A 21046-nucleotide genomic window follows, 5' to 3' on the forward strand; every position below is an offset into this window, starting at 1 on the left:
GCGTCTGGCGCGGGCGATAAAGAGCGCAATAAAGGAGGCGCAATGATCGTCCACTGGCTGCTGGCTGCCATTCATCTGAGCGCGTTCGGCGTCGCGTTTGCCGCAGTCGCCTCACGTAACCGCGCATTGCGCCGGGTCGTCGCAACGGCGCAGGCCGCCGACCTGCCCGGCGTGTTCAAGGCCGATGCCGCGTGGGGGCTGTCTGCGCTCGTGCTGATCGCGACCGGGCTCGTGCGCGCGTTCGGCGGTTTCGAGAAGGGCAGTGCGTATTACCTGCACGCGCCGCTCTTCCATCTCAAGATGACCGCGCTTGTGTTGATCCTGTTGCTCGAAATCGTGCCGATGCTCGGCTTGATCAGCTGGCGCGTCGCCGCGCGTCAGCAGCGGATGCCGGATCTGGGCCGTGCCCGCACCTACATCCGCATCGGCCATTGGCAAGCGATGCTCGTCATCGTGATCGTGTTCGCGGCGTCAGGGATGGCGCGCGGGATTAGGCTGGCCGGGTAGGTGTGGCCGGCTAAGTCTGGCCGGGTAGGGGCGGCCAGGTAGGTCTGACCGGCTAGGCCTGGCCAGGTAGGTGCGGTCAGATAGGTGCGGCGGGCCAGGCCCCACCTCAAGGGAGTCATGCTGACTAGGCCTGGCCGGGTAGGGCCGGCAGGTTCGCCGGACGGGCTCGCCGCATCCGGTCTGCTCATCGCGTCATCCCGGCGCGCCGTCGGGCGCCGCCATTCCCCCGGCCAGTGCCCTGATCAGGGCCGTCGGCTGCGTCGCAGCGCCCGGCCCGGTTCCCGATTTCCGCTCAGCGCACGAGGCACGGGCGCTTGTTGTTGAACGTCCACCCCGGGATCAGGTACTGCATCGCCGCCGCGTCGTCGCGTGCACCAAGGCCGTGCTGCTTGTACAGCTCGTGGGCAGCAGCAACCGCGTCCATGTCGAGCTCGATGCCGAGCCCCGGCCGCTTCGGCACGTCCATGAGCCCGTTCTCGATCTTCAGCGGCTCGCGCGTGAGGCATTCGCCGTCCTGCCAGATCCAGTGCGTGTCGATCGCCGTAACCTTGCCCGGCGCCGCCGCCGCGACGTGCGTGAACATCGCGAGCGACACGTCGAAGTGGTTGTTCGAGTGCGAGCCCCAGGTCAGGTCCCAGTCGCGGCACATCTGCGCGACGCGCACCGAACCCTGCATCGTCCAGAAGTGCGGATCGGCGAGCGGAATGTCGACCGCGTGCAGCTGCACCGCGTGGCCCATCTGCCGCCAGTCGGTCGCGATCATGTTGGTCGCGGTCGGCAGCCCGGTCGCACGGCGGAATTCCGCCATCACCTCGCGGCCCGAGTAGCCGTTCTCCGCGCCGCACGGATCTTCTGCATAGGCCAGCACGTGATGGAGATCGCGGCACAGCCGCACGGCTTCGTCGAGCGACCAGGCGCCATTCGGGTCGAGCGTCACGCGCGCGTCGGGGAAGCGCTCGGCGAGCGCCGTCACGGCCTCGACCTCGCGCGCGCCTTCGAACACGCCGCCTTTCAGCTTGAAGTCGTTGAAACCGTAGCGCGCATGCGCGGCCTCGGCGAGGCGCACGACCGTTTCCGGCGTCAGCGCAGGCTCGTTGCGCACGCGCGTCCATTCGTCGGTCGCGCCGCTGCTGTCGCGGTACGGCAGCGCGGTCTTCGCGCGGTCGCCGATGTAGAACAGGTAGCCGAGCATCTCGACGCGCTCGCGTTGCTGGCCTTCGCCGAGCAGCGCTGCGACGGGCACGCCGAGGTGCTGGCCGAGCAGGTCGAGCAGCGCCGCCTCGAGCGCGGTGACCGCGTGGATCGTCGTGCGCAGGTCGAAGGTCTGCAGGCCGCGGCCGCCCGCGTCGCGGTCCGCGAAGCGGCGGCGCACGTCGTTGAGCACCGCATGGTAATTGCCGACCGGCTGGCCGACGACCAGCGCGCGCGCATCGTCGAGCGTGCGGCGGATGCTCTCGCCGCCCGGCACTTCGCCGACCCCGGTCCGGCCCGCGCTGTCCTTCAGGATCACGAGGTTGCGGGTGAAGAACGGGCCGTGCGCGCCGCTCAGGTTGAGCAGCATGCTGTCGTGGCCGGCAACCGGGATCGCTTGCAGGTCGACGATGCGCGGCGTGTCGTGAAGGGGCGGGGTAGTAGCGGCGTTCATGGGCGGGCGGCGATGGCAAAAGGGTGACGGGCGTCGCGTGTGGCAAAAGCTTTGCCGTGCGCGGCAGGAGGTGCGATCATTCGACAACCGACGTGCGCGGATCGTCTACGGCCGCCGCACGACGCAATGAATCCACGATAGCGGGATGAAAGGCTCGATGTCAGCTTTGCATGGGATCAGAGTAAGCGCTGAAACGCCAACTCTGATCGACCGCGAAGCATGGGACCAGAGTAAGCGCTAAAGCGCCAACTCTGGTCGACACAGGAGACGAATACAGCGATCATCAGTCGTCGGATGACTTGTGACGCAGTATAATGAATCATCGCCTTTCGCTCAAACCCCGCGTAAACCCTCGGCTTACCGACACGATTATTCAATAAGGAACCGGCCAACATGTCCGTGCCTACGCTCCCCGCAGCGCCGCGCCGTCGCGCGCGCAGTCTCGCACAAGATGTCGTCGATGCGCTGACCGCGCAGATCGAGAGCGGTACGCTGCGTCCCGGCGACAAGCTGCCGACCGAAACCGAAGTGATGGCGACGCAGGGCGTGAGCCGCACGGTCGTGCGTGAAGCGATCTCGCGGATGCAGGCGAGCGGCCTCATCGAGACGCGTCACGGCATCGGCAGCTTCGTGCTCGAGCCGTCGCGCCGCCAGGCGCTCGGCATCGATCCCGCGACGATCACGACGCTGCGCGACGTGCTCGCGGTGCTCGAATTGCGCATCAGCCTCGAAAGCGAGTGCGCGAGCCTCGCCGCGCAGCGCGCGAACGACGCGGATCTCGCCGCGCTGCGGCGCGCGCTGGACGCGATCGCGTCGGGTTCGGGCGGCGGCCGCGATACCGCGCAGCTCGACTACCAGTTCCACCTGCAGATCGCGCAATCAACCGGCAACCGGTATTTCGTCGACATCATGACGCAGCTCGGCGCGTCGATCATCCCGCGCACGCGGGTGAACTCCGCGCGCTTCGCGGGCGATGACCTCGAGCGCTATGTCGGGCGGCTGAACCACGAGCACGAGGACATCTACGAGGCGATCGCGCGCCACGACCCGGAGGCCGCGCGCGCCGCGATGCGCACGCACCTGACCAACAGCCGCGAGCGGCTGCGCCGCGCGCACGAAGCCGCCGAGGCCGAGCGCGACGTGCACGCCGAGTAAGGGGTAAGGGCGGACTGGCGGCCCGGATCCGGCAGGGCGGGCCGCCTTCGGGCAGTTGGCGGCGGGTTGTTTTCAATGTCAGTCGTCGTACAATTTTGCCGCTTGCCGCTTGCCGCTTGCCGCTTGCCGCTTGCCGCTTGCCGCTTGCCGCTTGCCGCTTGCCGCTTGCCGCTTGCCGCTTGCCGCTTGCCGCTTGCCGCTTGCCGCTTGCCGCTTGCCGCTTGCCGAACGCCGAAACCTTGTCCGGGAGGCTGGAGGAGCCGTCATCGGTTGACGAGCCCGCGTTCCGGATCCGCATGGCCCGCGGGTGACGGAGCATGCTTGCCCGGCGGCACGGCGGCCTGACGTCGGCCGCGCGCCGCCGGCGTGTTGTCAGCCGATCAACCGCCCTTCGACACGATCGTCTTCCACGTCCCGGCCTTCACCTGGTACAGCGTCGACATGCCGCTCTTCAGCGAGCCGTCGTTCGCGAACGAGATGCGGCCGGTGACGCCTTCGAAATCGACCTTCTTGAGCGCCGGGCGATAGACCTTCGGATCGGTCGAGCCGGCTGCCTGCATTGCCTTGATCGCCGCCCAGGTCGCGTCGTAGCCGAACTGCGCGTACGACAGCACGTCGACACCGAAGCGCTTCTTGAAGCGCTGCTCGAAATCCTTCCCCTGCGGCAGCTCGTCGAGCGGCCGGCCGTATTCCCACGCCATCGCGCCTTCGGCAGCGGGGCCGGCGATCTTGATGAACTCGTTGTCCTTCACGCCGCCGCCGCCGACGAACTGCGCGTTCAGCCCGAGCTGGCGCATCTGCTTGACGAAGTTCGCGGCGAGCGAGTCGAGCCCGCCGAAGAAGATCAGGTCGGGATTCTTGCCTTTCAGGCTCGTGATCTGCGCGCGGAAATCGACCGCCTGGTTGCTCGTGAACTCGCGCCCGATGATCGAGCCGCCGGCGGCCTTCACCGCCTTCTCGAATTCGTCCGCCTCGCCCTGGCCGAACGCGGTGCGGTCGTCGATGATCGCGATGCGCTTCGCCTTCGTCACGTCGACCGCGTACTTGCCTGCATTGCCGGCGTTCTGGCCGTCGGTGGCGATCACCATGAACATGTTCGCGAGCCCGCGCGACGTCAGCGTCGAGTTGGTCGCGGCCGGATCGATGACGGGGATGCCGGCCTTGTCGTAGACGACCGACGCGGGAATCGTCGTGCCCGAGTTGAAGTGGCCGACGACCACCGACACGTTCTGGTCGACAAGGCTTTGCGCGGCCTGCACCCCGATCCGCGGGTCGGCCTGGTCGTCCTGCACGACGAGATCGAAGCGCACCGGCTTGCCGGCGATCTGCACCTTCTGCGCGGCCGCGTCGTCAAGCGCGAGCTGGACGCCGTTCTGCAGATCCTTGCCGTAGCCGGCGTTGACGCCGGTGAGCGGCGCGGCGAAGCCGACCTTGACGTCGGTGTCGCTGGCCGCCAGCGCGGCCTGCTGCGCAAAGACGGCAACGGCGGACGCGACCGAGAGGGACAGCAGCGTATGGCGGAATCTCATGTTCGTTCCTTGGGCGGCGAGACACGAAAACGCACGCAGGCGCGTGCGCGGGCAACGCTTCTGCAAGCCCGGCCGACGGCGGGCCCGAGCGTCTGACGACGATTTATAGGGGGCCAAATTGAGCGAGTCTTGTCGATTCCGCGCATGAAACATGCGGATTTCCGCACAGCGTCGGCGTGACAAGGGAGAGCGGCGATGAGGGATTTCCCGCGCGGAGCGCGAGAGGGGCGGGCGCGGCGGCTGGCACCGCGCCCGCAGCGTCGGGGGCCGGCCGTGTCGAACGGCCGGCGCGTGGCGATGACGTTACTCGGACGCAGGCTCCGATTCGGATGCCGGCTCGGTCCGGATCAGCGGGTCGCTCGTGCTCGGGCGGCCTGTCTCGACGTGGCCGGCGAAGCGGCGCTGGAAGCCGAGCGGCTTGCCGTCGCTGACGGTCAGGTCGTACCAGCCGTGGCTGCCGCGCAGGTCCCAGTAGTCGTCGACGTGCGTACCCGGGTCGAGGTCGAACTCGCGCGCATGGCCGTGGCCGTATGCGTTCGTCACCTTGAGCCGCACCGGCCGGTGGCCGCGGTTCATCAGGCGCAGCGTGATGTTGCCGTTCGCGACGTCGTAGCCGTAGATCACCTCGGGGTTGACGCTCGCGGGGCCGACCGCCGACGCGGCGGGGCTGCGGAAGTGGCAGTAGAAGCCGTTCGGGCCGTACACGTCGAGGTCGTACAGGCCGAGCGACGGCGCGGGGCTCCACGTGTCGGACAGCCGCTTGCCGGCGTCGACCGTGTAAGTCCACGGGCCGTCGGCGCGGTTGCGCGCCTGGACCTGGAACGCCGCGCCCGCGCCGCCGGTGTTCGCGAAGGTCAGCCGGAACTGGCCGCTCGCGTTGTCGATCCGGCCGTGCACGAACAGTTCGTACGGCAGCGCGCGCGCCGGACGCAGGCCGGGCTCCTGCTTCGGCAGATGCTGCACGACCGGCGGGACCGGGATGTAGTCGGAGTGGCGGTTGCGGTCGGGCGGCGCGTAGCCGCTCGTGTCGGGCAGCTGCGGCCAGCTCGCGTCGGGCGTCGAGAAGTCGAACGCGGACGTCAGGTTGCCGCACACCGTGCGGCGCCACGGCGACACGTTCGACGCGGCGACCGCGTACTGCGCGCCGAAGCGCGCCTCGATGAATTGCAGCAGCGACGTGTGATCGAACGTCTGCGAGCAGACCCAGCCGCCCTTCGTCCACGGCGACACGACGAGCATCGGTACGCGCGGCCCGAGGCCGTACGGGCCGGCCATGTGCGACGCATCGCCGGGGAACGCTTCGTTCGTGGTCGCGACCGTCGACAGCCCGTTGTCGCGCGACTGCGGCGCGAACGGCGGCGGCACGTGGTCGAAGAAGCCGTCGTTCTCGTCGTAGGTGATGAAAAGCGCGGTCTTGCTCCACACGTCGGGGTTCGACACGAGCACCTTCAGCACCTGCTCGATGTACCACGCGCCGTAGTTCGCCGGCCAGTTCGGGTGCTCCGAATATGCTTCCGGCGCGCAGATCCACGACACCTGCGGCAGCGTGCCGTTCGTCACGTCCTGCTGCAGCACGTCGAACAGCGTGCCGCCCGCGCTGATGTTGGTGCCGGTGCGTGCCTTGTCGTACAGCGGCGTGCCGGGCAGCGCGTTGCGGTACTGGTTGAAGTAGAGCAATGCGTTGTCGCCGTAGTTGCCGATGTACGGGTTCTGCGTCCAGCCCCACGAGCCGGCGGCGTTCAGGCCGGTGCCGATGTCCTGGTAGATCTTCCACGACACGCCGGCGTTCTCCAGCACTTCAGGATAGGTCGTCCAGCCGTAGCCCTGTTCCTCGTTGCCGAGCACGGGGCCGCCGCCCGTGCCGTCGTTGCCGACGTAGCCCGTCCACATGTAGTACCGGTTCGGGTCGGTCGAGCTCGGGATCGCGCAGTGGTACGCGTCGCAGATCGTGAACGCGTCGGCGAGCTGGTAGTGGAACGGGATGTCGTCGCGCTGCAGGTACGCCATCGTCGTCGTGCCCTTGTTCGGCACCCACTGGTCGTAGCGGCCCTTGTTCCACGCGGCGTGCATGTCCTGCCAGCCGTGCGGCAGATCCTGCAGGAACTGCATGCCGAGCTTGTCCGCGCCCGGATGGAACGGTAGCAGCTCGGCCGGTCCGACCGGCTGGTGGAACACCGTCTTGCCGTTCAGAAGGCGCAGTGCACGCGGATCGCCGAAGCCGCGCACGCCGCGCAGCGTGCCGAAGTAATGGTCGAACGAGCGGTTCTCCTGCATCAGGATCACGATGTGTTCGATGTCGCGGATCGTGCCGGTGCGGCGGTTCGCGGGAATCGCGAGCGCATCGCGGATCACGGGCGGGAACAGGTTCAGCGCGGCAGCGCCGGCGGTGCCGGCGGCAAGACGCAGGAAGTCACGACGGTTCGATCGGGTCATGGTCGGTATCGTGCGGAAAAGGTAGGGCGCCGGATGGCGGGAAGTGATGCAGTTGGGTCGGCCCCGGGACGCGATTGCCGGGCGCCCCGGGGCCGTGCCGCCGCGAGCATAGCGGCGAAACGGTGTCATTCATGTGAAGTACGGAAACGTTTGCGCAGGCGAGCCGGGCGGCGCGGCGGGCACGCGTACGGAGCGGCCCCAACGGCCGGCGCGGCGCGCGGCGCGCGAAGGGCGAAGTGCGAAGTGCGCGGGGCGAAGGGCGAAGGGCGAAGGGCGAAGGGCGAAGGGCGAAGGGCGAAGGGCGAAGGGCGACGGGCGACGGGCGACGGGCGACGGGCGACGGGCCTCGTCACGCGGCCAACGCCGTCAGACGTCGGTGACCCACGCGCCGAACCACTCGCTCGGGCTCGCGATCTCGTCCTGCGCGGCGATCAGCTCAAGCTCGTAGCGGCGCGCGTCGTAGGTAGCCTTGACGACCGCGTGCACGGCCGCGAGCGTGTGCTCGAATGCCGCGCGCACCGAGTCGCCGCGCAGCCGCCGCGCGACGAAGATCGCGCTCGTCAGGTCGCCGACGCCGACGGGGTGGCGCGGAAACGCGTACAGCGGACGCTGGCCGATCCATGCCTCGGTATCGGTGACGGCCAGCATGTTGAAGCGATCGGCGGGGCTGTTGCGGTCGTGCAGGTGCTTGACGAGAACGACCTGCGGACCGCGGCGGATCAGCGCGCGGCACGCCTCGACTGCTTCGGCGACGGTCTCGATGCGCCGTCCGGCGAGCTTCTGGAGTTCGGTGTGATTCGGCGACATGCCGTCCGCGAGCGTGGGCATCTCGTGGACGATGAACTCCTCGACGCCCGGTTCCGGCCGGATGCCGCCCGTCTGGCCCATCGCCGGATCGCAGAAGTACCACGCGTTCGGATTCATCGCCTTGACCGCGCGCACGATCTCGACCGTCGCGCGCGCCTGCGCGGGCGAACCGAGGAAGCCGGAGAGCACCGCGTCGCAGCGCTTGAGCGCGCCGATCGCGGCGATGCCGTCGACGAGCTGCTCCATCTTCGCGGCGTCGATCGCACTGCCGGCCCAATTGCCGTACTGCATGTGGTTCGACAGCTGGACGGTGTTGAGCGGCCAGACGTTGACGCCGAGGCGCTGCATCGGAAACACGGCCGCGCTGTTGCCTGCGTGGCCGTAGATCACGTGAGACTGAATGCTGAGGACGTTTTTCATGGGAATTCGCCTGCACGCGGTTCAGGGTCACGTCACACGATACCCGAGTTCCCCGCATGCGAGAAAGTCGCACGGTAGCGGAGTGTTGCGCGCCGTCGTCAGCGCGACCGCGTAGAATCGCGGGGCGCGGCGCTGTCCGCGTGCGTTTTCACTCATCGTGTCCGCCATGGTTTCGATTTGCAAGATGTTGTCTGCGTCGCGTGCCGTCGTGCTCGGCGCGTGCTTCGCCGCAGCCTGCGCGACGTCCGCCGCGGCCGCTGCCTCCACCGCGACACCCGCGCCCGCGCCCGCGCCTGCGCCCGGCAGCAGCGACGGGCCCGCGTACGGCCCGCGGCTGGAGGGTTTCGCGTATCCGGCGCCCGTGCATCGTTATGCGTTCATGTCGCAGCGCGAGACCCTCGAGATGATGTACATGGACGTGCAGCCCGCGCATCCGAACGGCCGCACCGTCGTGCTGCTGCACGGGAAGAATTTCTGCGCGGCGACCTGGGAGCAATCGATCGACGTGCTGAGCCATGCCGGCTACCGCGTGATTGCGCCGGACCAGATCGGCTTCTGCAAGTCGTCGAAACCCGAGCGTTACCAGTACAGCTTCCAGCAGCTCGCGCACAACACGCATGCGCTGCTCGAATCGCTCGGCGTGAAGACCGCGACGCTCGTCGGCCATTCGACGGGCGGCATGCTCGCGATCCGCTATGCGCTGATGTATCCGAAGGCGACCGACCAGCTCGTGCTGGTCGACCCGATCGGCCTCGAGGACTGGAAGGCGCTCGGCGTGCCGCCGCTGTCGGTCGACTACTGGTATGCGCGCGAGCTGAAGACGACGGCCGACGGCATCCGCCGCTACGAGCAGGCAACGTATTACGCGGGCAAGTGGTCGCCGGCATACGAGCGCTGGGTGCAGATGCTCGCCGGGATGTACCGCGGGCCGGGGCGCGACGCGGTCGCGTGGAATTCCGCGCTGATCTACGACATGATCCTCACGCAGCCGGTCGTCTACGAGCTAGGCGGGATTCGCGTGCCGACGCTGCTGATGATCGGCGACAAGGACACGACCGCGATCGGCAAGGACGTATCGCCGCCGGACGTCCACGCGAAGCTCGGCCACTATCCCGAGCTCGCGAAGCGCACGCAGGCGGCGATTCCCGGCGCGCAGCTCGTCGAATTCCCGGCGCTCGGCCATGCGCCGCAGATCCAGGATCCGGACACGTTCCACAAGGCGCTGCTCGACGGGCTCGACCAGGTGCATCCGCAGTGACGGGCCGCGGGCGGCCGCCGGCGGCTACCGCTGCTACTGCGGCTACCGCGGCTACCGGCGGCTACCGGCGGCTACAGGCGGCTACAGGCGGCGTGCGTGCGCCGGCCGGCTGCCGATGATGTGCGCGTCGACGCGCCGGACAGCATCCCGGCACGCCTGCGGCCCAGCAACTCAGCGCGCTTCGCTCGCGAGTTCGTCGCGGATCTGCGCGGCGAGCTCGAACGAACGCAGTCGCGCCGCGTGGTCGTAGATCTGCGCGGTGATGATCAGCTCGTCCGCACCGGTCTGCGCGATCCGGTCGCGCAGCCGGTCGCGCACGGTATCGCGCGAGCCGACCGCCGCGAACGACAGCGCATGCGCGACGTTCGCGAGTTCGAGCTCGTTCGCCTCGAGCACGTCGACGGGCGGCGGCAGCTTGCCTGGCGTGCCGCGCCGCAGGTTGATGAACTGCTGCTGCAGCGACGTGAACAGGTGGCGCGCTTCGTCGTCGGTGTCCGCCGCGAACACGTTGACGCCAACCATCGCATACGGATTCGGCCACGCGGCCGACGGCCGGTATTGCGCGCGATACAGCTCCAGTGCGCGCATCAGGTAGTCCGGCGCGAAATGCGACGCGAACGCGAACGGCAGGCCGAGCATTGCGGCGAGCTGCGCGCTGAACAGGCTCGAGCCGAGCAGCCAGACCGGCACGTCGAGCCCGGCACCGGGCACCGCGCGCACGCGCTGGCCGGGCGCCGGCTCCGCGAAGTAGCGGAGCAGCTCGGCGACGTCGTCGGGAAACGCATCGGCGCTGCCGACAAGGTCGCGGCGCAGCGCGCGCGACGTGGTCTGGTCGGTGCCCGGCGCGCGGCCGAGGCCGAGATCGATTCGGCCCGGGTACAGCGACGCGAGCGTGCCGAACTGCTCGGCGATCACGAGCGGCGCATGGTTCGGCAGCATGATGCCGCCGGAGCCGACCCGGATCGTCTTCGTGCCGCCCGCGACGTGGCCGATCACGACGGCGGTCGCGGCGCTCGCGATGCCGGGCATGTTGTGGTGCTCCGCAAGCCAGTAGCGGCGGTAGCCCCAGCGCTCGGCGTGCTGCGCGAGATCGAGGGTATTGCGGAAGGCCTGCGCGGCGTCGGCGCCGGCCGGAATGGGGGCAAGATCGAGTACGGAAAACGGAGTCATCGGATGGCCTTCGAACAGGGCTGCGCGGTGATGCGCAGACGCAACAGGTCGGACGATTTTGCCAAAGGGTTCCGGAACGTGCTGGCGGCGCGCCGATACCCCTGACGCCGTCAGGGGTGCGCAAACGGCATCTTTCGATTGTTGCCGGAATCGCTGTAATGATCGGTAAATTACGGTTTTTTACGGCGATTGGGTGCGAAACCGCACGCAGACACAAAAATCCACGCAAGGCCCTGTCACGAAGGCTGCAATACGCCTGCAAAGCGCTTACGCTTGCGTGAACGAGGCCGCACGGGAATGGTTCTTCTTTACGGGAATTTGCCGATTTTGCACCAGTCCGTTGCCTGGGTCGCCAAGCGCTCGATGCCGGTGACTGCTAAAATCCGGCGCTTGGTCCATGTTTTGCTGACTGACGGTTACCGTTCGATCTTCCTGCGTCCCGCCCGGGCGTCGCGCGGGGAGTGCCTCGCGAGAGGGGGCATGGCCGCTTTCGCGTATGAATCCCCCCATTCTTCAGACGCTGCCGGAACAAGGAGTCGGGTCGTGCCCGCGTTCGTCCCAATCGGAACACCCAGTACACGCACCATCGATGCCCGCCGCGGCCTGGCCGCCGGAGGGTGCCTCGCATGACGCCTGCCGCAACGCTCATCGACTGGCTGCTGATCGCGTTCACGCTGGCCGCGGCCGGCTATGCACTCGTCGCCGCGTTTGCGCCGCGCCCGAGCACGCCCCGCACGGCCGCGCGCGACGGCTTCGATCCCGTCAGCGTGCTGAAGCCGCTGTGCGGCGCGGAACCGCACCTGTACGAGAACCTTGCGACCTTCTGCGAGCAGCGTCACCCGCGTTATGAGGTGCTGTTCGGCGTGGCGTCGGCAGCCGATCCGGCGGTCGCGGTGGTCGAGCGGCTGCGCGCGGACTACCCCGAATGCAATATCGCGCTGGTGATCGACGCGCGCGTCTATGGCAAGAACCTGAAGGTCAGCAACCTGATCAACCTGGCCGAGCGCGCGAAGTACGGGCGGATCGTGATCGCCGACAGCGACATCGCGGTGAAGCCCGACTATCTCGAGCGCGTGACGGCGCCGCTCGCCGATGCGTCGGTCGGTGTCGTCACGTGCCTGTATCATGCGCGCAGCGTCGGCGGGTTCTGGACGCGCATCGGCGCGCAGTTCGTCGACGCGTGGTTCGCGCCGTCGGTGCGGATCACGCACCTCGGCCGCTCGAGCCGCTTCGGCTTCGGCGCGACGCTGGCGCTCACGCGCGACACGCTCGACCGGATCGGCGGCTTCAAGGCGCTGAAGGACGAACTGGCCGACGATTTCTGGCTTGCCGAGCTGCCGCGCCGGCTCGGCAGGCGCACGGTGCTGTCCGAGGTCGAGGTTGCGACCGACGTGATCGAAGCGTCGTTCGGGCCGCTCTGGCACCGCGAGACGCGCTGGCTGCGCACGATCCGGTCGCTGAACCCGGCCGGTTTCGCGTTCCTGTTCATCACGTTCACCGCGCCGTGGCTCGCGATCGGTGCGGGGCTCGCGCTGCGGCTCGACGGCACGTTCGCCGGCACGCTGGCGGGCGCGGCGGCCGCCGCGGGCACGTTTGGGCGGCTCGTGCTGCATGCGCGCGGCGAGGATGGCTGGCGCGCGTTCTGGCGCGATCTGCCGCTCGTCGCGGTGCGCGACACGCTGCTCGCGCTCGAGTGGCTCGTCGCGGCATTCGGCACGCAGGTCGTGTGGCGCGGCGCCAGGATGACGGTCGTCGGCGGCGAGCGCGCGACGGCCGTGGAGGGCGGCGACGGCCGCTGAGCGGCGCGACGCGTTCCGACACCTATTCCGAGAGCGGGCGCCCGCGTGGCGGCCCGCAGTTTTTTTACTAGATTCTTGAAACGAACTCGAATTATGCAGGCTACCGGAGCATTCATGAAAACCCTGTTCTTGCAGGCCCCTTCGTACGACGGCTTCGACGGCGGAGCGGGCTCCCGCTACCAGGCGAAGCGCGAAATCCGTTCCTTCTGGTATCCGACGTGGCTCGCGCAGCCGGCCGCGCTCGTGCCGGGCAGCCGCGTCGTCGATGCGCCGGCCGATGGCCTGTCGGTCGAGGAGACGCTGAAGATCGCGAACGACTACGATCTCGTGATCATCCACACGAGCACGCCGTCGTTCCCGACCGACGCGATGTTCGCGCAGGATCTCAAGAAGATGAAGCCGTCGATGCTGGTCGGCATGGTGGGCGCGAAGGTGATGGTCGATCCGCACAACTCGCTCACGGCGAGCGAGGCAATCGACTTCGTGTGCCGCGAGGAATTCGACTACACCTGCAAGGAAATCGCCGAAGGCAAGCCGTTCCCCGAGATCAAGGGCTTGAGCTGGCGCGCGAAGGACGGTTCGATCGAGCACAACGAAGCGCGTCCGATCCTCGAGAACATGGACGAACTGCCGTTCGTCGCGCCCGTCTACAAGCGCGACCTGAAGATCGACAACTACTTCATCGGCTACCTGAACTACCCGTACGTGTCGATCTACACGGGCCGCGGCTGCAAGTCGCGCTGCACGTTCTGCCTGTGGCCGCAGACGGTCAGCGGCCATCGCTACCGCACGCGCTCGGTCGAGAACGTGCTCGCGGAAGCGAAGTGGATCCGCGACAACATGCCGGAAGTGAAGGAACTGATGTTCGACGACGACACCTTCACCGACGACCTGCCGCGCGCCGAAGCCATCGCCATCGGTCTGGGCAAGCTCGGCATGACGTGGTCGTGCAACGCGAAGGCCAACGTGCCGTACAAGACACTGAAGGTCATGAAGGAAAACGGCCTGCGCCTGCTGCTGGTCGGCTTCGAATCCGGTGACGACCAGATCCTCGTGAACATCAAGAAGGGCGTGCGCACCGATTTCGCGCGCCGCTTCAGCGCGGACTGCAAGAAGCTCGGCATCAAGATCCACGGCACCTTCATCCTCGGCCTGCCGGGCGAGACGCAGGAGACCATCAAGAAGACGATCGAGTACGCGAAGGAAATCAATCCGCACACGATCCAGGTCTCGCTCGCCGCGCCCTATCCGGGCACGACGCTCTACAAGCAGGCCGTGGAAAACGGCTGGATGGAAGAGAACAAGACCATCAACCTGGTGAGCAAGGAAGGCGTGCAACTTGCGGCGATCGGCTATTCGCACCTGTCGCGCGACGAGATCTATCACCACCTCGAGCAGTTCTATCGCCAGTTCTACTTCCGTCCGTCGAAGATCTGGGAGATCGTGCGCGAGATGCTGACGAGCTGGGACATGATGAAGCGCCGTCTGCGCGAGGGCGTCGAATTCTTCCGCTTCCTGCGCGCGCACGAGGCCTGATTCGTGACGACGCAGCGGGCGGCGCGGGCGCTCATCTTCACCGCGGACGACTTCGGGCTGCATCCGCGCGTCAACGCGGCGGTCGAGCGCGCGCACCGCGACGGCGTGCTGAACGCCGCGAGCCTGATGGTCGGTGCGCCCGCCGCGCAGGATGCAATCGAGCGCGCGCGGCGGCTGCCGTCGCTCGCGGTCGGCCTGCACCTCGTCCTCGCGGACGGCCCGGCCACGCTGCCCGCGCATGAGATTCCCGCGCTCGTCGGCGCCGACGGGCGCTTCGGCGATGCAATGGCGAAGGACGGCTGCCGCTTCTTCTTCCTGCCGCACGTGCGTGCGCAACTGCGCCGCGAGATCCGCGCGCAGTTCGACGCGTTCGCGGCGAGCGGCCTGCCGCTCGACCACGTGAACGCGCACAAGCACTTCCACCTGCATCCGACCGTGCTGTCGATGATCATCGAGATCGGCCGCGACTACGGGCTGCGCGCGGTCCGGCTGCCGTACGAGACGACCGCGCCCGCGTGGCTGAAGCCGTGGATCGGGCTCGTGCGGGCGCGGCTCGACCGCGCGGGGCTCGCGCACAACGACTACGTGGTCGGCATCGAGCACACGGGCCGCATGGACGAAGCCGTGCTGCTCGATGCGGTGGCGAAGCTGCCGCCGGGTGTCGGCGAGATCTACTGCCATCCGGCCGAGGCGGGCGACGGCCCGATCACGCCGACGATGGCCGGCTACCGTCCCGTCGACGAACTGGACGCGCTGCTGTCGCCGCGCGTCGCGGCCGCGCTGAAGGCGGCGGGCGTCGCCACCGGCGGCTTCGCCGACGTGTTCGGCCAGACTTCCACGCCGCGCGCTGCGCGCGCGGCGCGCCAACCGGGAGCGCAGCTGTCGTGAGCAAGTGGATCAAATGGCTCGGCTGGCCGATCGGCATCGCGCTGCTGCTCGCGCTGGTGCTGCACGACGGCGTGGGCGACGTCACGCAGATGATCGGCCGCGCGGGGTTCGCGCTGCTGTGGCTCGTGCCGTTCCATGCGCTGCCGCTGCTGCTCGACGCCTACGCATGGCACCTGCTGCTCGACAAGCGCAATTCGCTGCCGTTCCTGTGGTGGATCGCGACCGTGCGCGAGGCCGTCAACCGGCTGCTGCCGGTGGTCGGGATCGGCGGCGAGCTCGTCGGCATCCGGCTCGCGCGCTGGCAGAATCCGGACGCGAGCCGCGTGACGGCGTCGGTGATCGTCGAGGTGCTCGTCACGATCGTCGTCCAGTATGCGTTCGCCGCGCTCGGCCTCGTGCTGCTGCTTTCGACGACGCACGACATGAACGGCGGCACGATCGGCCTCGCGCTGCTGCTGTCGCTGCCGCTACCGGTGCTCGGCGTCGTGCTGATGCGGCGCGGCGGCATTTTTCATGCGATCGAGCGCTTCGCGAGCCGCCTGCTCGGCGATTCGCACCGGCTGCTGCAGGGCGTGGACGGTCGCCGGCTCGACGCGGACATCGACGCGCTGATGTCGCGCACGGGCCTGCTGTTCAGCGCATTCTTCTGGCAATTGCTCGGCTATGCAGTCGGCGCGCTGGAGATCTACTGGGCGCTCGAACTGCTCGGCCATCCGGTGTCGGTCGGCGGCGCGCTCGCGATCGAGGCGATGACGCAGGCCGCGCGCCATGCGGCGTTCATGGTGCCGGGCGGCCTCGGCGTGCAGGAGGCGACCGTCGTGCTGCTCGCGCAGATGTTCGGCGTCGACCGCGACACGGCGCTGTCGCTCGCGCTCGTGAAGCGTGCGCGCGAAGTCGTGTTCGGCTGCCTCGCGCTCGGTTCGTGGCAGCTCGCGGAGCTGGCGTACACGCGCCGCAAGATGAAGGCGCCCGCCGCGCCGCACGCGCCGCAGCCGACGCCTGAGCGCGAAGCCGAAACGACGCACTGAACGAGACGGGCCGCGCGCCCGTCTTGCGCCCCCTCTTGCACCCGTCTCGCGCTTTTGGCGGCGCGCGGGTATGCTTGCCGCGTGTTTGTCCCGATCCGCCATTGCCTCCGATGATTTTCCGTTTCCGGCTGCTTCCCGTCGCCGTGCTGGCTGCAACGCTTGGGTTGTCCGGTTGCGACGACCAGCAAAGCGAGTTCAACGTGCAACGTCTGAAGGATTTCTTCAACGCGATCAAGCCGGCGCAGCTGCTGCTGAAGGGGCTGAAGCCCGGCGAATCGACCGAGGCGGACATCCGCGGCACGATGGGCAAGCCGGAAACCGAGCGCGTGTTCACCGACGGCTCGAAGCGCCTCGAGTATCCGCGCGGCCCAATGGGTAACCAGACCTGGTTCGTCGACATCGACGCGAACGGGCGCTACACGGGTGCGACGCAAGTGCTCACCGCGGCCAACTTCGCGAAGGTGGAGCCCGGCATGGGCGAGGACGAGGTGCGGCGCCTGCTCGGCAAGCCCGGCGAGATCGCGCAGTATCCGCTGAAGCCCGAAACCGTCTGGAGCTGGCGCTGGCTCGAGGACGGCGTCAATACCGATGCATTCTTCAACGTGCATTTCGGCCCCGACGGACGCGTCTATACGACGTCGCGCTCCGACATCCTGAAAGGGCGCTGACCGCCCCCGGCGCTATATCGAAAAAGCGACCGGAAAATTGCAAAAAGTCCGCTTCCCGGCGTGTTGTCGAACTGTCAGGAAGCGGCTTTTTTCCTTTTGAAACAGCCGCGTAGCGGGCCATTGCGAACGCCGTCCCGGAATGTTGCGATGCAGCAATGTGGCGCCGGGTGATTTGAGGCAATCATTTCCGCTTGCGACTATCCGCGTCAGCCCGGCGCGGGACACGCAAGCGCGCCGGCTTTCATTCCAACTCTGGAGACGCGCGTGTTTCTTTACGGCTTTGGTCCCGTTCTTTGGGCCGGCACCGTGCAGACGATCGAGCTGTCGGTGCTGTCGCTCGCCACTGCAGTGGCGCTGGGGCTGATCGGCGCGGTGGCGAAGCTGTCGCACAACCGGTTTTTGCGTTCGCTCGCGACCGGTTATACGACGCTGATCCGCTCGGTGCCCGATCTTGTCCTGATGCTGCTGCTGTTCTACAGCATGCAGATCTGGCTGAACCAGCTGACCGACATGGCCGGCTGGGACCAGATCGACATCGACCCGTTCGTCGCCGGCGTGCTGACGCTCGGCTTCATCTACGGCGCGTATTTCACGGAGACGTTCCGCGGCGCGTTCCTGTCGGTGCCGCGCGGGCAGCTCGAGGCGGGTGCCGCGTACGGGATGAGCGGGCTGCGGGTGTTCGTGCGGATCATGTTTCCGCAGATGATGCGCTTCGCGCTGCCGGGCATCGGCAACAACTGGCAGGTGCTCGTGAAGGCGACCGCGCTCGTGTCGATCATCGGCCTCGCCGACGTCGTGAAGGCGGCGCAGGACGCGGGCAAGAGCACGTTCAACATGTTCTTCTTCATCCTCGTCGCGGCGCTGATCTATCTTGCGATCACGACCGTTTCCAACCTCGTGCTGATGCAGCTCGAGAAACGTTATTCCACGGGCGTGCGCCACGCAGAACTATGATCGAGATTCTCCAGGAATTCGGGAAGGCGTTCCTTTACTGGGACGGCCAGCGCCTGTCGGGCCTTGCGGTCACGCTGTGGCTGCTCGTCGCGTCGATTTCGCTCGGCTTCGTGTGCGCGGTGCCGCTGGCGGTCGCGCGGGTGTCGAAGAAGAAATGGGTGTCGATGCCGGTGCGTTTCTACACGTACGTGTTCCGCGGCACGCCGCTCTACGTGCAGCTACTGCTGCTCTATACCGGCATGTACAGCCTCGAGTTCGTGCGTTCGCACTCGCTGCTCGACGCGTTCTTCAGGAGCGGCTTCAACTGCGCGATTCTCGCGTTTGCGCTGAACACCTGCGCATACACGACCGAGATCTTCGCGGGCGCGATCCGCGCGATTCCGCACGGCGAGGTCGAGGCGGCGCGGGCGTACGGGATGACGCCGTTCACGATGTACCGCCGCGTGATCCTGCCGTCGGCGCTGCGCCGCGCGCTGCCGCTGTACAGCAACGAGGTGATCCTGATGCTGCATGCGACGACCGTCGCATTCACGGCGACCGTGCCGGACATCCTGAAGGTCGCGCGCGACGCGAATTCGGCGACGTACATGGCATTCCAGTCGTTCGGGATCGCCGCGCTGATCTATCTTGCTGTATCTTTCGCACTCGTCGCGGCATTTCGCCGGGCAGAGCGCCACTGGCTCGCGTACCTCGCGGCCGGCCGTCATTGATTTCACTTCGAGGAGAGCCAGTTGGCCGAGATCACTCAAACGGGCGCTGCCTGCAAACTTGCGGCGGTCGACATTCACAAGCGCTACGGTGACAACGAGGTGCTCAAGGGCGTTTCGCTGAACGCGAAGGCCGGCGACGTCATCAGCATCATCGGTGCGAGCGGCTCGGGCAAGAGCACGTTCCTGCGCTGCATCAATTTTCTCGAGCGGCCGAATGCGGGGCAGATCGTCGTCGACGGCGAGGCCGTACGCACGAAGACCGACAAGAGCGGCGCGCTCGAGGTGGCGGACCACAAGCAGCTGCAGCGGATCCGCACGAAGCTCGCGATGGTGTTCCAGCACTTCAACCTGTGGGCACACATGAACGTGCTCGAGAACGTGATGGAAGCACCGGTGCACGTGCTCGGCATTTCGAAGAAGGAAGCCGAGGAGCGTGCGCGCGAGTACCTGGAGAAGGTCGGCTTGCCGCCGCGTGTCGAGAAGCAGTATCCGTCGCACCTGTCGGGCGGCCAGCAGCAGCGCGTGGCGATCGCGCGTGCGCTCGCGATGCATCCGGACGTGATGCTGTTCGACGAGCCGACGTCCGCGCTCGATCCGGAACTCGTCGGTGAAGTGCTGAAGGTGATGCAGAAGCTTGCCGAGGAAGGCCGCACGATGATCGTCGTCACGCACGAGATGGGTTTCGCGCGCAACGTGTCGAACCATGTGATGTTCCTGCACCAGGGGCGGACCGAGGAGCAGGGCGATCCGTCGGAGGTGCTCGTGCGTCCGCAGAGCGAGCGTCTGAAGCAGTTCCTGTCCGGCAGTCTCAAGTAACGCAACGAAGCAGGTCGCATACGTGGTACCGGTGTCCCGTCCCGCAGGCGCCACCCGCACGACGCAGGTGGCGATCGTTGCATTGCCGCCCGTGTCGATGTCGGGCGTGGGTCCGATCGTCGATGCGTTGAGTCTCGCGAACGAGATCGACGGGCGGCTGCTGTATCGCTGGCAGGTGTGTTCGTGGGACGGGCGGCCCGTGCCGCTCGCCGGCGGCGCGCAATGGCATGCCGACGCGGCGTTCAATGACGCGATCGCGTGCGACTGGGTCATCGTCGTCAGCGAGCGGTTCCAGCAGTTTGCCGACTACCGGTTGTTTCTCGCGAGTCTCGCGCGGGTCGGGCAGCGCACGCCGCTCGTCACGGGCATACACCATGGCGTGTGGTGGCTCGCGATGGCCGGGCAGTTGTCCGGCTATCGGGTCAGCGTGAACTGGGAGACGTATCAGCAGTTCGCGGAGCAGTTCGAGCGGTCGATCGTCACGCAGCAGATCTTCGAGATCGACCGGGATCGCGCGACATGCGCCGGCGGGCAGGCGACTGTCGATTTCATGTTGGCCATGATTGGCCGGGAGCATGGGCCAGACCTGGCTGAGAGGATTGCCGATGCGCTCGGCGCGGGGACGTTGAGGAGCGGCGAGGAGCGCCAGCGGATTCCTTTTGTCACTGCGCCGGGCGAGCGGCATCCTCGGTTGAATGACGCCTTGCTGCTGATGGAAGCCAATGTCGAGGATCCGCTGACGACGGATGAGATCGCCGGGCTTGTCGGCGTGTCGCGGCGGCAGCTCGAAAGGCTGTTTCGCCAGTATCTCGGGGCGATGCCGTCCAAGTATTACCTCAATCTCCGGTTGCTCAAGGCGCGGACGCAGTTGCAGCGCACCAGCAAGTCAGTCGTTCAGGTCAGTCTCGCCTGTGGGTTTTCTTCTGCCGCGCACTTTTCTAACGCGTACCGCGAACGGTTCGGCGTGACGCCGCGGGAAGACCGGCGGGCCTGGCTCGAGAAGCAGACCGGCGGCGGCAGTGAGCCACGCGCGGGGGCGCTCGTCGAGCGCGGCGGGAAGGACTGAGGGGCCTTGCTTTTTCGTTTTTCTGGCGTTTGGTTTGGTGGTCGGTCGGTGTTTGTCGTGAAGCACCTGTCATGCTTTCGGTCTATTTGTGTCGCCCCTCCCCGGGGCGGGGGTCACTTTTCTTTGTCTTGCCAAAGAAAAGTAACCAAAAGAGAGGCGCCCGGATAACGCAAGACTTCCCGTGCCATGGGCAACAGAGTGGATCGCACAAAAGTGTCCGCGCCAGGCCGCATAACAGAGTGGTTCGAGCAATGGTTCTGACGCGCCGCACCACCCAACGGAGCGGTATACCGCTCATCAGCTCCATCCTCGCTACGCTCGGCTGCAATGTACTTCACATTCCGCTAATTTGCGCCGATGGTCCCGGACAGACCTTCCGTCACATTGCTCCGCAAGGTCAATGTGAACTTTTCTACTATGTCGACATGACGACGAACTTCCAATTCGTCAGATCCACAATCTTCCTTCCCAGCAATCGTCGTAGGCGTTTCCTTCGCAACGGCGATAGCGATATCCATTGGTACTGGCGTTGCCAATGTCAATTGACCGCAGTCCCTAACAAGCAGGAGTGGTCCTGTCGGCCGAGCGCAGCGAGGACGGAGCTGGCGGGCGGTATACCACTCTGCCTCGTGGTGCGACGCGTCAGAACCATTGCTC

The 21046-nt window shown here is 67.1% G+C and carries 17 protein-coding genes and 1 pseudogene; 13 read left to right on the forward strand and 5 right to left on the reverse strand.

Annotated features, from left to right (window positions below):
• The first annotated feature begins 42 nt into the window (after positions 1–42).
• Positions 43–507: a DUF2214 family protein gene (locus tag ACV22Z_RS05220; protein WP_448075262.1), complete on the forward strand. Its 465-nt coding sequence runs from the start codon at positions 43–45 to the stop codon at positions 505–507.
• A 292-nt stretch (positions 508–799) separates the two neighbouring features.
• Here ACV22Z_RS05220 and gudD read toward each other — a convergent pair whose 3' ends face one another.
• A complete protein-coding gene (gudD, locus tag ACV22Z_RS05225; RefSeq protein ID WP_448075263.1) occupies positions 800–2152 on the reverse strand; it encodes a glucarate dehydratase in 1353 nt (450 codons plus the stop codon).
• 393 nt (positions 2153–2545) lie between these two features.
• Between gudD and ACV22Z_RS05230 the strand changes: the two genes are divergently transcribed.
• Positions 2546–3307, forward strand: a complete 762-nt coding sequence (locus ACV22Z_RS05230) for a FadR/GntR family transcriptional regulator (RefSeq protein WP_448075264.1) — start codon at positions 2546–2548, stop codon at positions 3305–3307.
• Positions 3308–3687: 380 nt separating this feature from the next.
• Here ACV22Z_RS05230 and ACV22Z_RS05235 read toward each other — a convergent pair whose 3' ends face one another.
• The 3 genes from ACV22Z_RS05235 to pdxY form a co-directional block, all read right to left on the reverse strand.
• Complete coding sequence (locus tag ACV22Z_RS05235) at positions 3688–4836, reverse strand: branched-chain amino acid ABC transporter substrate-binding protein (RefSeq protein ID WP_448075265.1); 1149 nt, start codon at positions 4834–4836, stop codon at positions 3688–3690.
• A gap of 303 nt (positions 4837–5139) precedes the next feature.
• The gene (locus ACV22Z_RS05240) at positions 5140–7269 is read right to left on the reverse strand and encodes a phosphocholine-specific phospholipase C (RefSeq protein WP_448075266.1); all 2130 of its coding nucleotides are present in this window, start codon (positions 7267–7269) and stop codon (positions 5140–5142) included.
• A gap of 366 nt (positions 7270–7635) precedes the next feature.
• Positions 7636–8496 (reverse strand): pyridoxal kinase PdxY, encoded by an 861-nt coding sequence (gene pdxY / locus ACV22Z_RS05245; RefSeq protein ID WP_448075267.1) that lies wholly within the window; start codon positions 8494–8496, stop codon positions 7636–7638.
• Between the two features lie 166 nt (positions 8497–8662).
• Between pdxY and ACV22Z_RS05250 the strand changes: the two genes are divergently transcribed.
• Positions 8663–9754, forward strand: coding sequence for an alpha/beta fold hydrolase (locus ACV22Z_RS05250; RefSeq protein ID WP_448075268.1), 1092 nt, complete (start codon positions 8663–8665; stop codon positions 9752–9754).
• A gap of 171 nt (positions 9755–9925) precedes the next feature.
• Here ACV22Z_RS05250 and ACV22Z_RS05255 read toward each other — a convergent pair whose 3' ends face one another.
• Positions 9926–10924: an LLM class flavin-dependent oxidoreductase gene (locus ACV22Z_RS05255; protein ID WP_448075269.1), complete on the reverse strand. Its 999-nt coding sequence runs from the start codon at positions 10922–10924 to the stop codon at positions 9926–9928.
• Positions 10925–11550: 626 nt separating this feature from the next.
• On the opposite strand from ACV22Z_RS05255, the gene hpnI reads away from it, so the two are divergent.
• The 10 genes and pseudogenes from hpnI to ACV22Z_RS05305 form a co-directional block, all read left to right on the forward strand.
• On the forward strand, positions 11551–12723 hold the full coding sequence (hpnI, locus tag ACV22Z_RS05260; RefSeq protein WP_448075270.1) for a bacteriohopanetetrol glucosamine biosynthesis glycosyltransferase HpnI: 1173 nt from the start codon (positions 11551–11553) through the stop codon (positions 12721–12723).
• Positions 12724–12813: 90 nt separating this feature from the next.
• Positions 12814–14259, forward strand: a complete 1446-nt coding sequence (gene hpnJ, locus ACV22Z_RS05265) for a hopanoid biosynthesis associated radical SAM protein HpnJ (protein ID WP_448075818.1) — start codon at positions 12814–12816, stop codon at positions 14257–14259.
• Positions 14260–14262: 3 nt separating this feature from the next.
• A complete protein-coding gene (gene hpnK / locus ACV22Z_RS05270) occupies positions 14263–15147 on the forward strand; it encodes a hopanoid biosynthesis-associated protein HpnK (protein ID WP_448075271.1) in 885 nt (294 codons plus the stop codon).
• Complete coding sequence (locus ACV22Z_RS05275) at positions 15144–16175, forward strand: HpnL family protein (protein ID WP_448075272.1); 1032 nt, start codon at positions 15144–15146, stop codon at positions 16173–16175. Before hpnK ends, ACV22Z_RS05275 begins: the two co-directional genes overlap by 4 nt.
• A gap of 110 nt (positions 16176–16285) precedes the next feature.
• Positions 16286–16843, forward strand: a complete 558-nt coding sequence (locus ACV22Z_RS05280) for a hypothetical protein (RefSeq protein WP_448075273.1) — start codon at positions 16286–16288, stop codon at positions 16841–16843.
• A 264-nt stretch (positions 16844–17107) separates the two neighbouring features.
• A complete protein-coding gene (locus ACV22Z_RS05285; RefSeq protein WP_448075274.1) occupies positions 17108–17797 on the forward strand; it encodes an ABC transporter permease in 690 nt (229 codons plus the stop codon).
• A complete protein-coding gene (locus ACV22Z_RS05290) occupies positions 17794–18507 on the forward strand; it encodes an ABC transporter permease (protein ID WP_448075275.1) in 714 nt (237 codons plus the stop codon). Before ACV22Z_RS05285 ends, ACV22Z_RS05290 begins: the two co-directional genes overlap by 4 nt.
• 21 nt (positions 18508–18528) lie before the next feature.
• Positions 18529–19323 (forward strand): ABC transporter ATP-binding protein, encoded by a 795-nt coding sequence (locus ACV22Z_RS05295; RefSeq protein WP_448075276.1) that lies wholly within the window; start codon positions 18529–18531, stop codon positions 19321–19323.
• Between the two features lie 22 nt (positions 19324–19345).
• The gene (locus tag ACV22Z_RS05300; RefSeq protein ID WP_448075277.1) at positions 19346–20389 is read left to right on the forward strand and encodes a GlxA family transcriptional regulator; all 1044 of its coding nucleotides are present in this window, start codon (positions 19346–19348) and stop codon (positions 20387–20389) included.
• Between the two features lie 71 nt (positions 20390–20460).
• A pseudogene (locus tag ACV22Z_RS05305) lies at positions 20461–20562 on the forward strand (ion transporter); the annotation flags it as partial.
• Positions 20563–21046: the final 484 nt, after the last annotated feature.

This window comes from Burkholderia sp. PU8-34 (assembly GCF_053427725.1).

Coding starts and splice junctions, on each gene's coding strand:
- pdxY (WP_448075267.1), bottom strand. CDS start 8,496: ATGAAAAACGTCCTCAGCATTCAGTCTCACGTGATCTACGGCCACGCA.
- gudD (WP_448075263.1), bottom strand. CDS start 2,152: ATGAACGCCGCTACTACCCCGCCCCTTCACGACACGCCGCGCATCGTC.
- ACV22Z_RS05290 (WP_448075275.1), top strand. CDS start 17,794: ATGATCGAGATTCTCCAGGAATTCGGGAAGGCGTTCCTTTACTGGGAC.
- ACV22Z_RS05255 (WP_448075269.1), bottom strand. CDS start 10,924: ATGACTCCGTTTTCCGTACTCGATCTTGCCCCCATTCCGGCCGGCGCC.
- ACV22Z_RS05280 (WP_448075273.1), top strand. CDS start 16,286: ATGATTTTCCGTTTCCGGCTGCTTCCCGTCGCCGTGCTGGCTGCAACG.
- ACV22Z_RS05240 (WP_448075266.1), bottom strand. CDS start 7,269: ATGACCCGATCGAACCGTCGTGACTTCCTGCGTCTTGCCGCCGGCACC.
- ACV22Z_RS05235 (WP_448075265.1), bottom strand. CDS start 4,836: ATGAGATTCCGCCATACGCTGCTGTCCCTCTCGGTCGCGTCCGCCGTT.
- ACV22Z_RS05220 (WP_448075262.1), top strand. CDS start 43: ATGATCGTCCACTGGCTGCTGGCTGCCATTCATCTGAGCGCGTTCGGC.
- hpnI (WP_448075270.1), top strand. CDS start 11,551: ATGACGCCTGCCGCAACGCTCATCGACTGGCTGCTGATCGCGTTCACG.
- ACV22Z_RS05250 (WP_448075268.1), top strand. CDS start 8,663: ATGGTTTCGATTTGCAAGATGTTGTCTGCGTCGCGTGCCGTCGTGCTC.
- ACV22Z_RS05230 (WP_448075264.1), top strand. CDS start 2,546: ATGTCCGTGCCTACGCTCCCCGCAGCGCCGCGCCGTCGCGCGCGCAGT.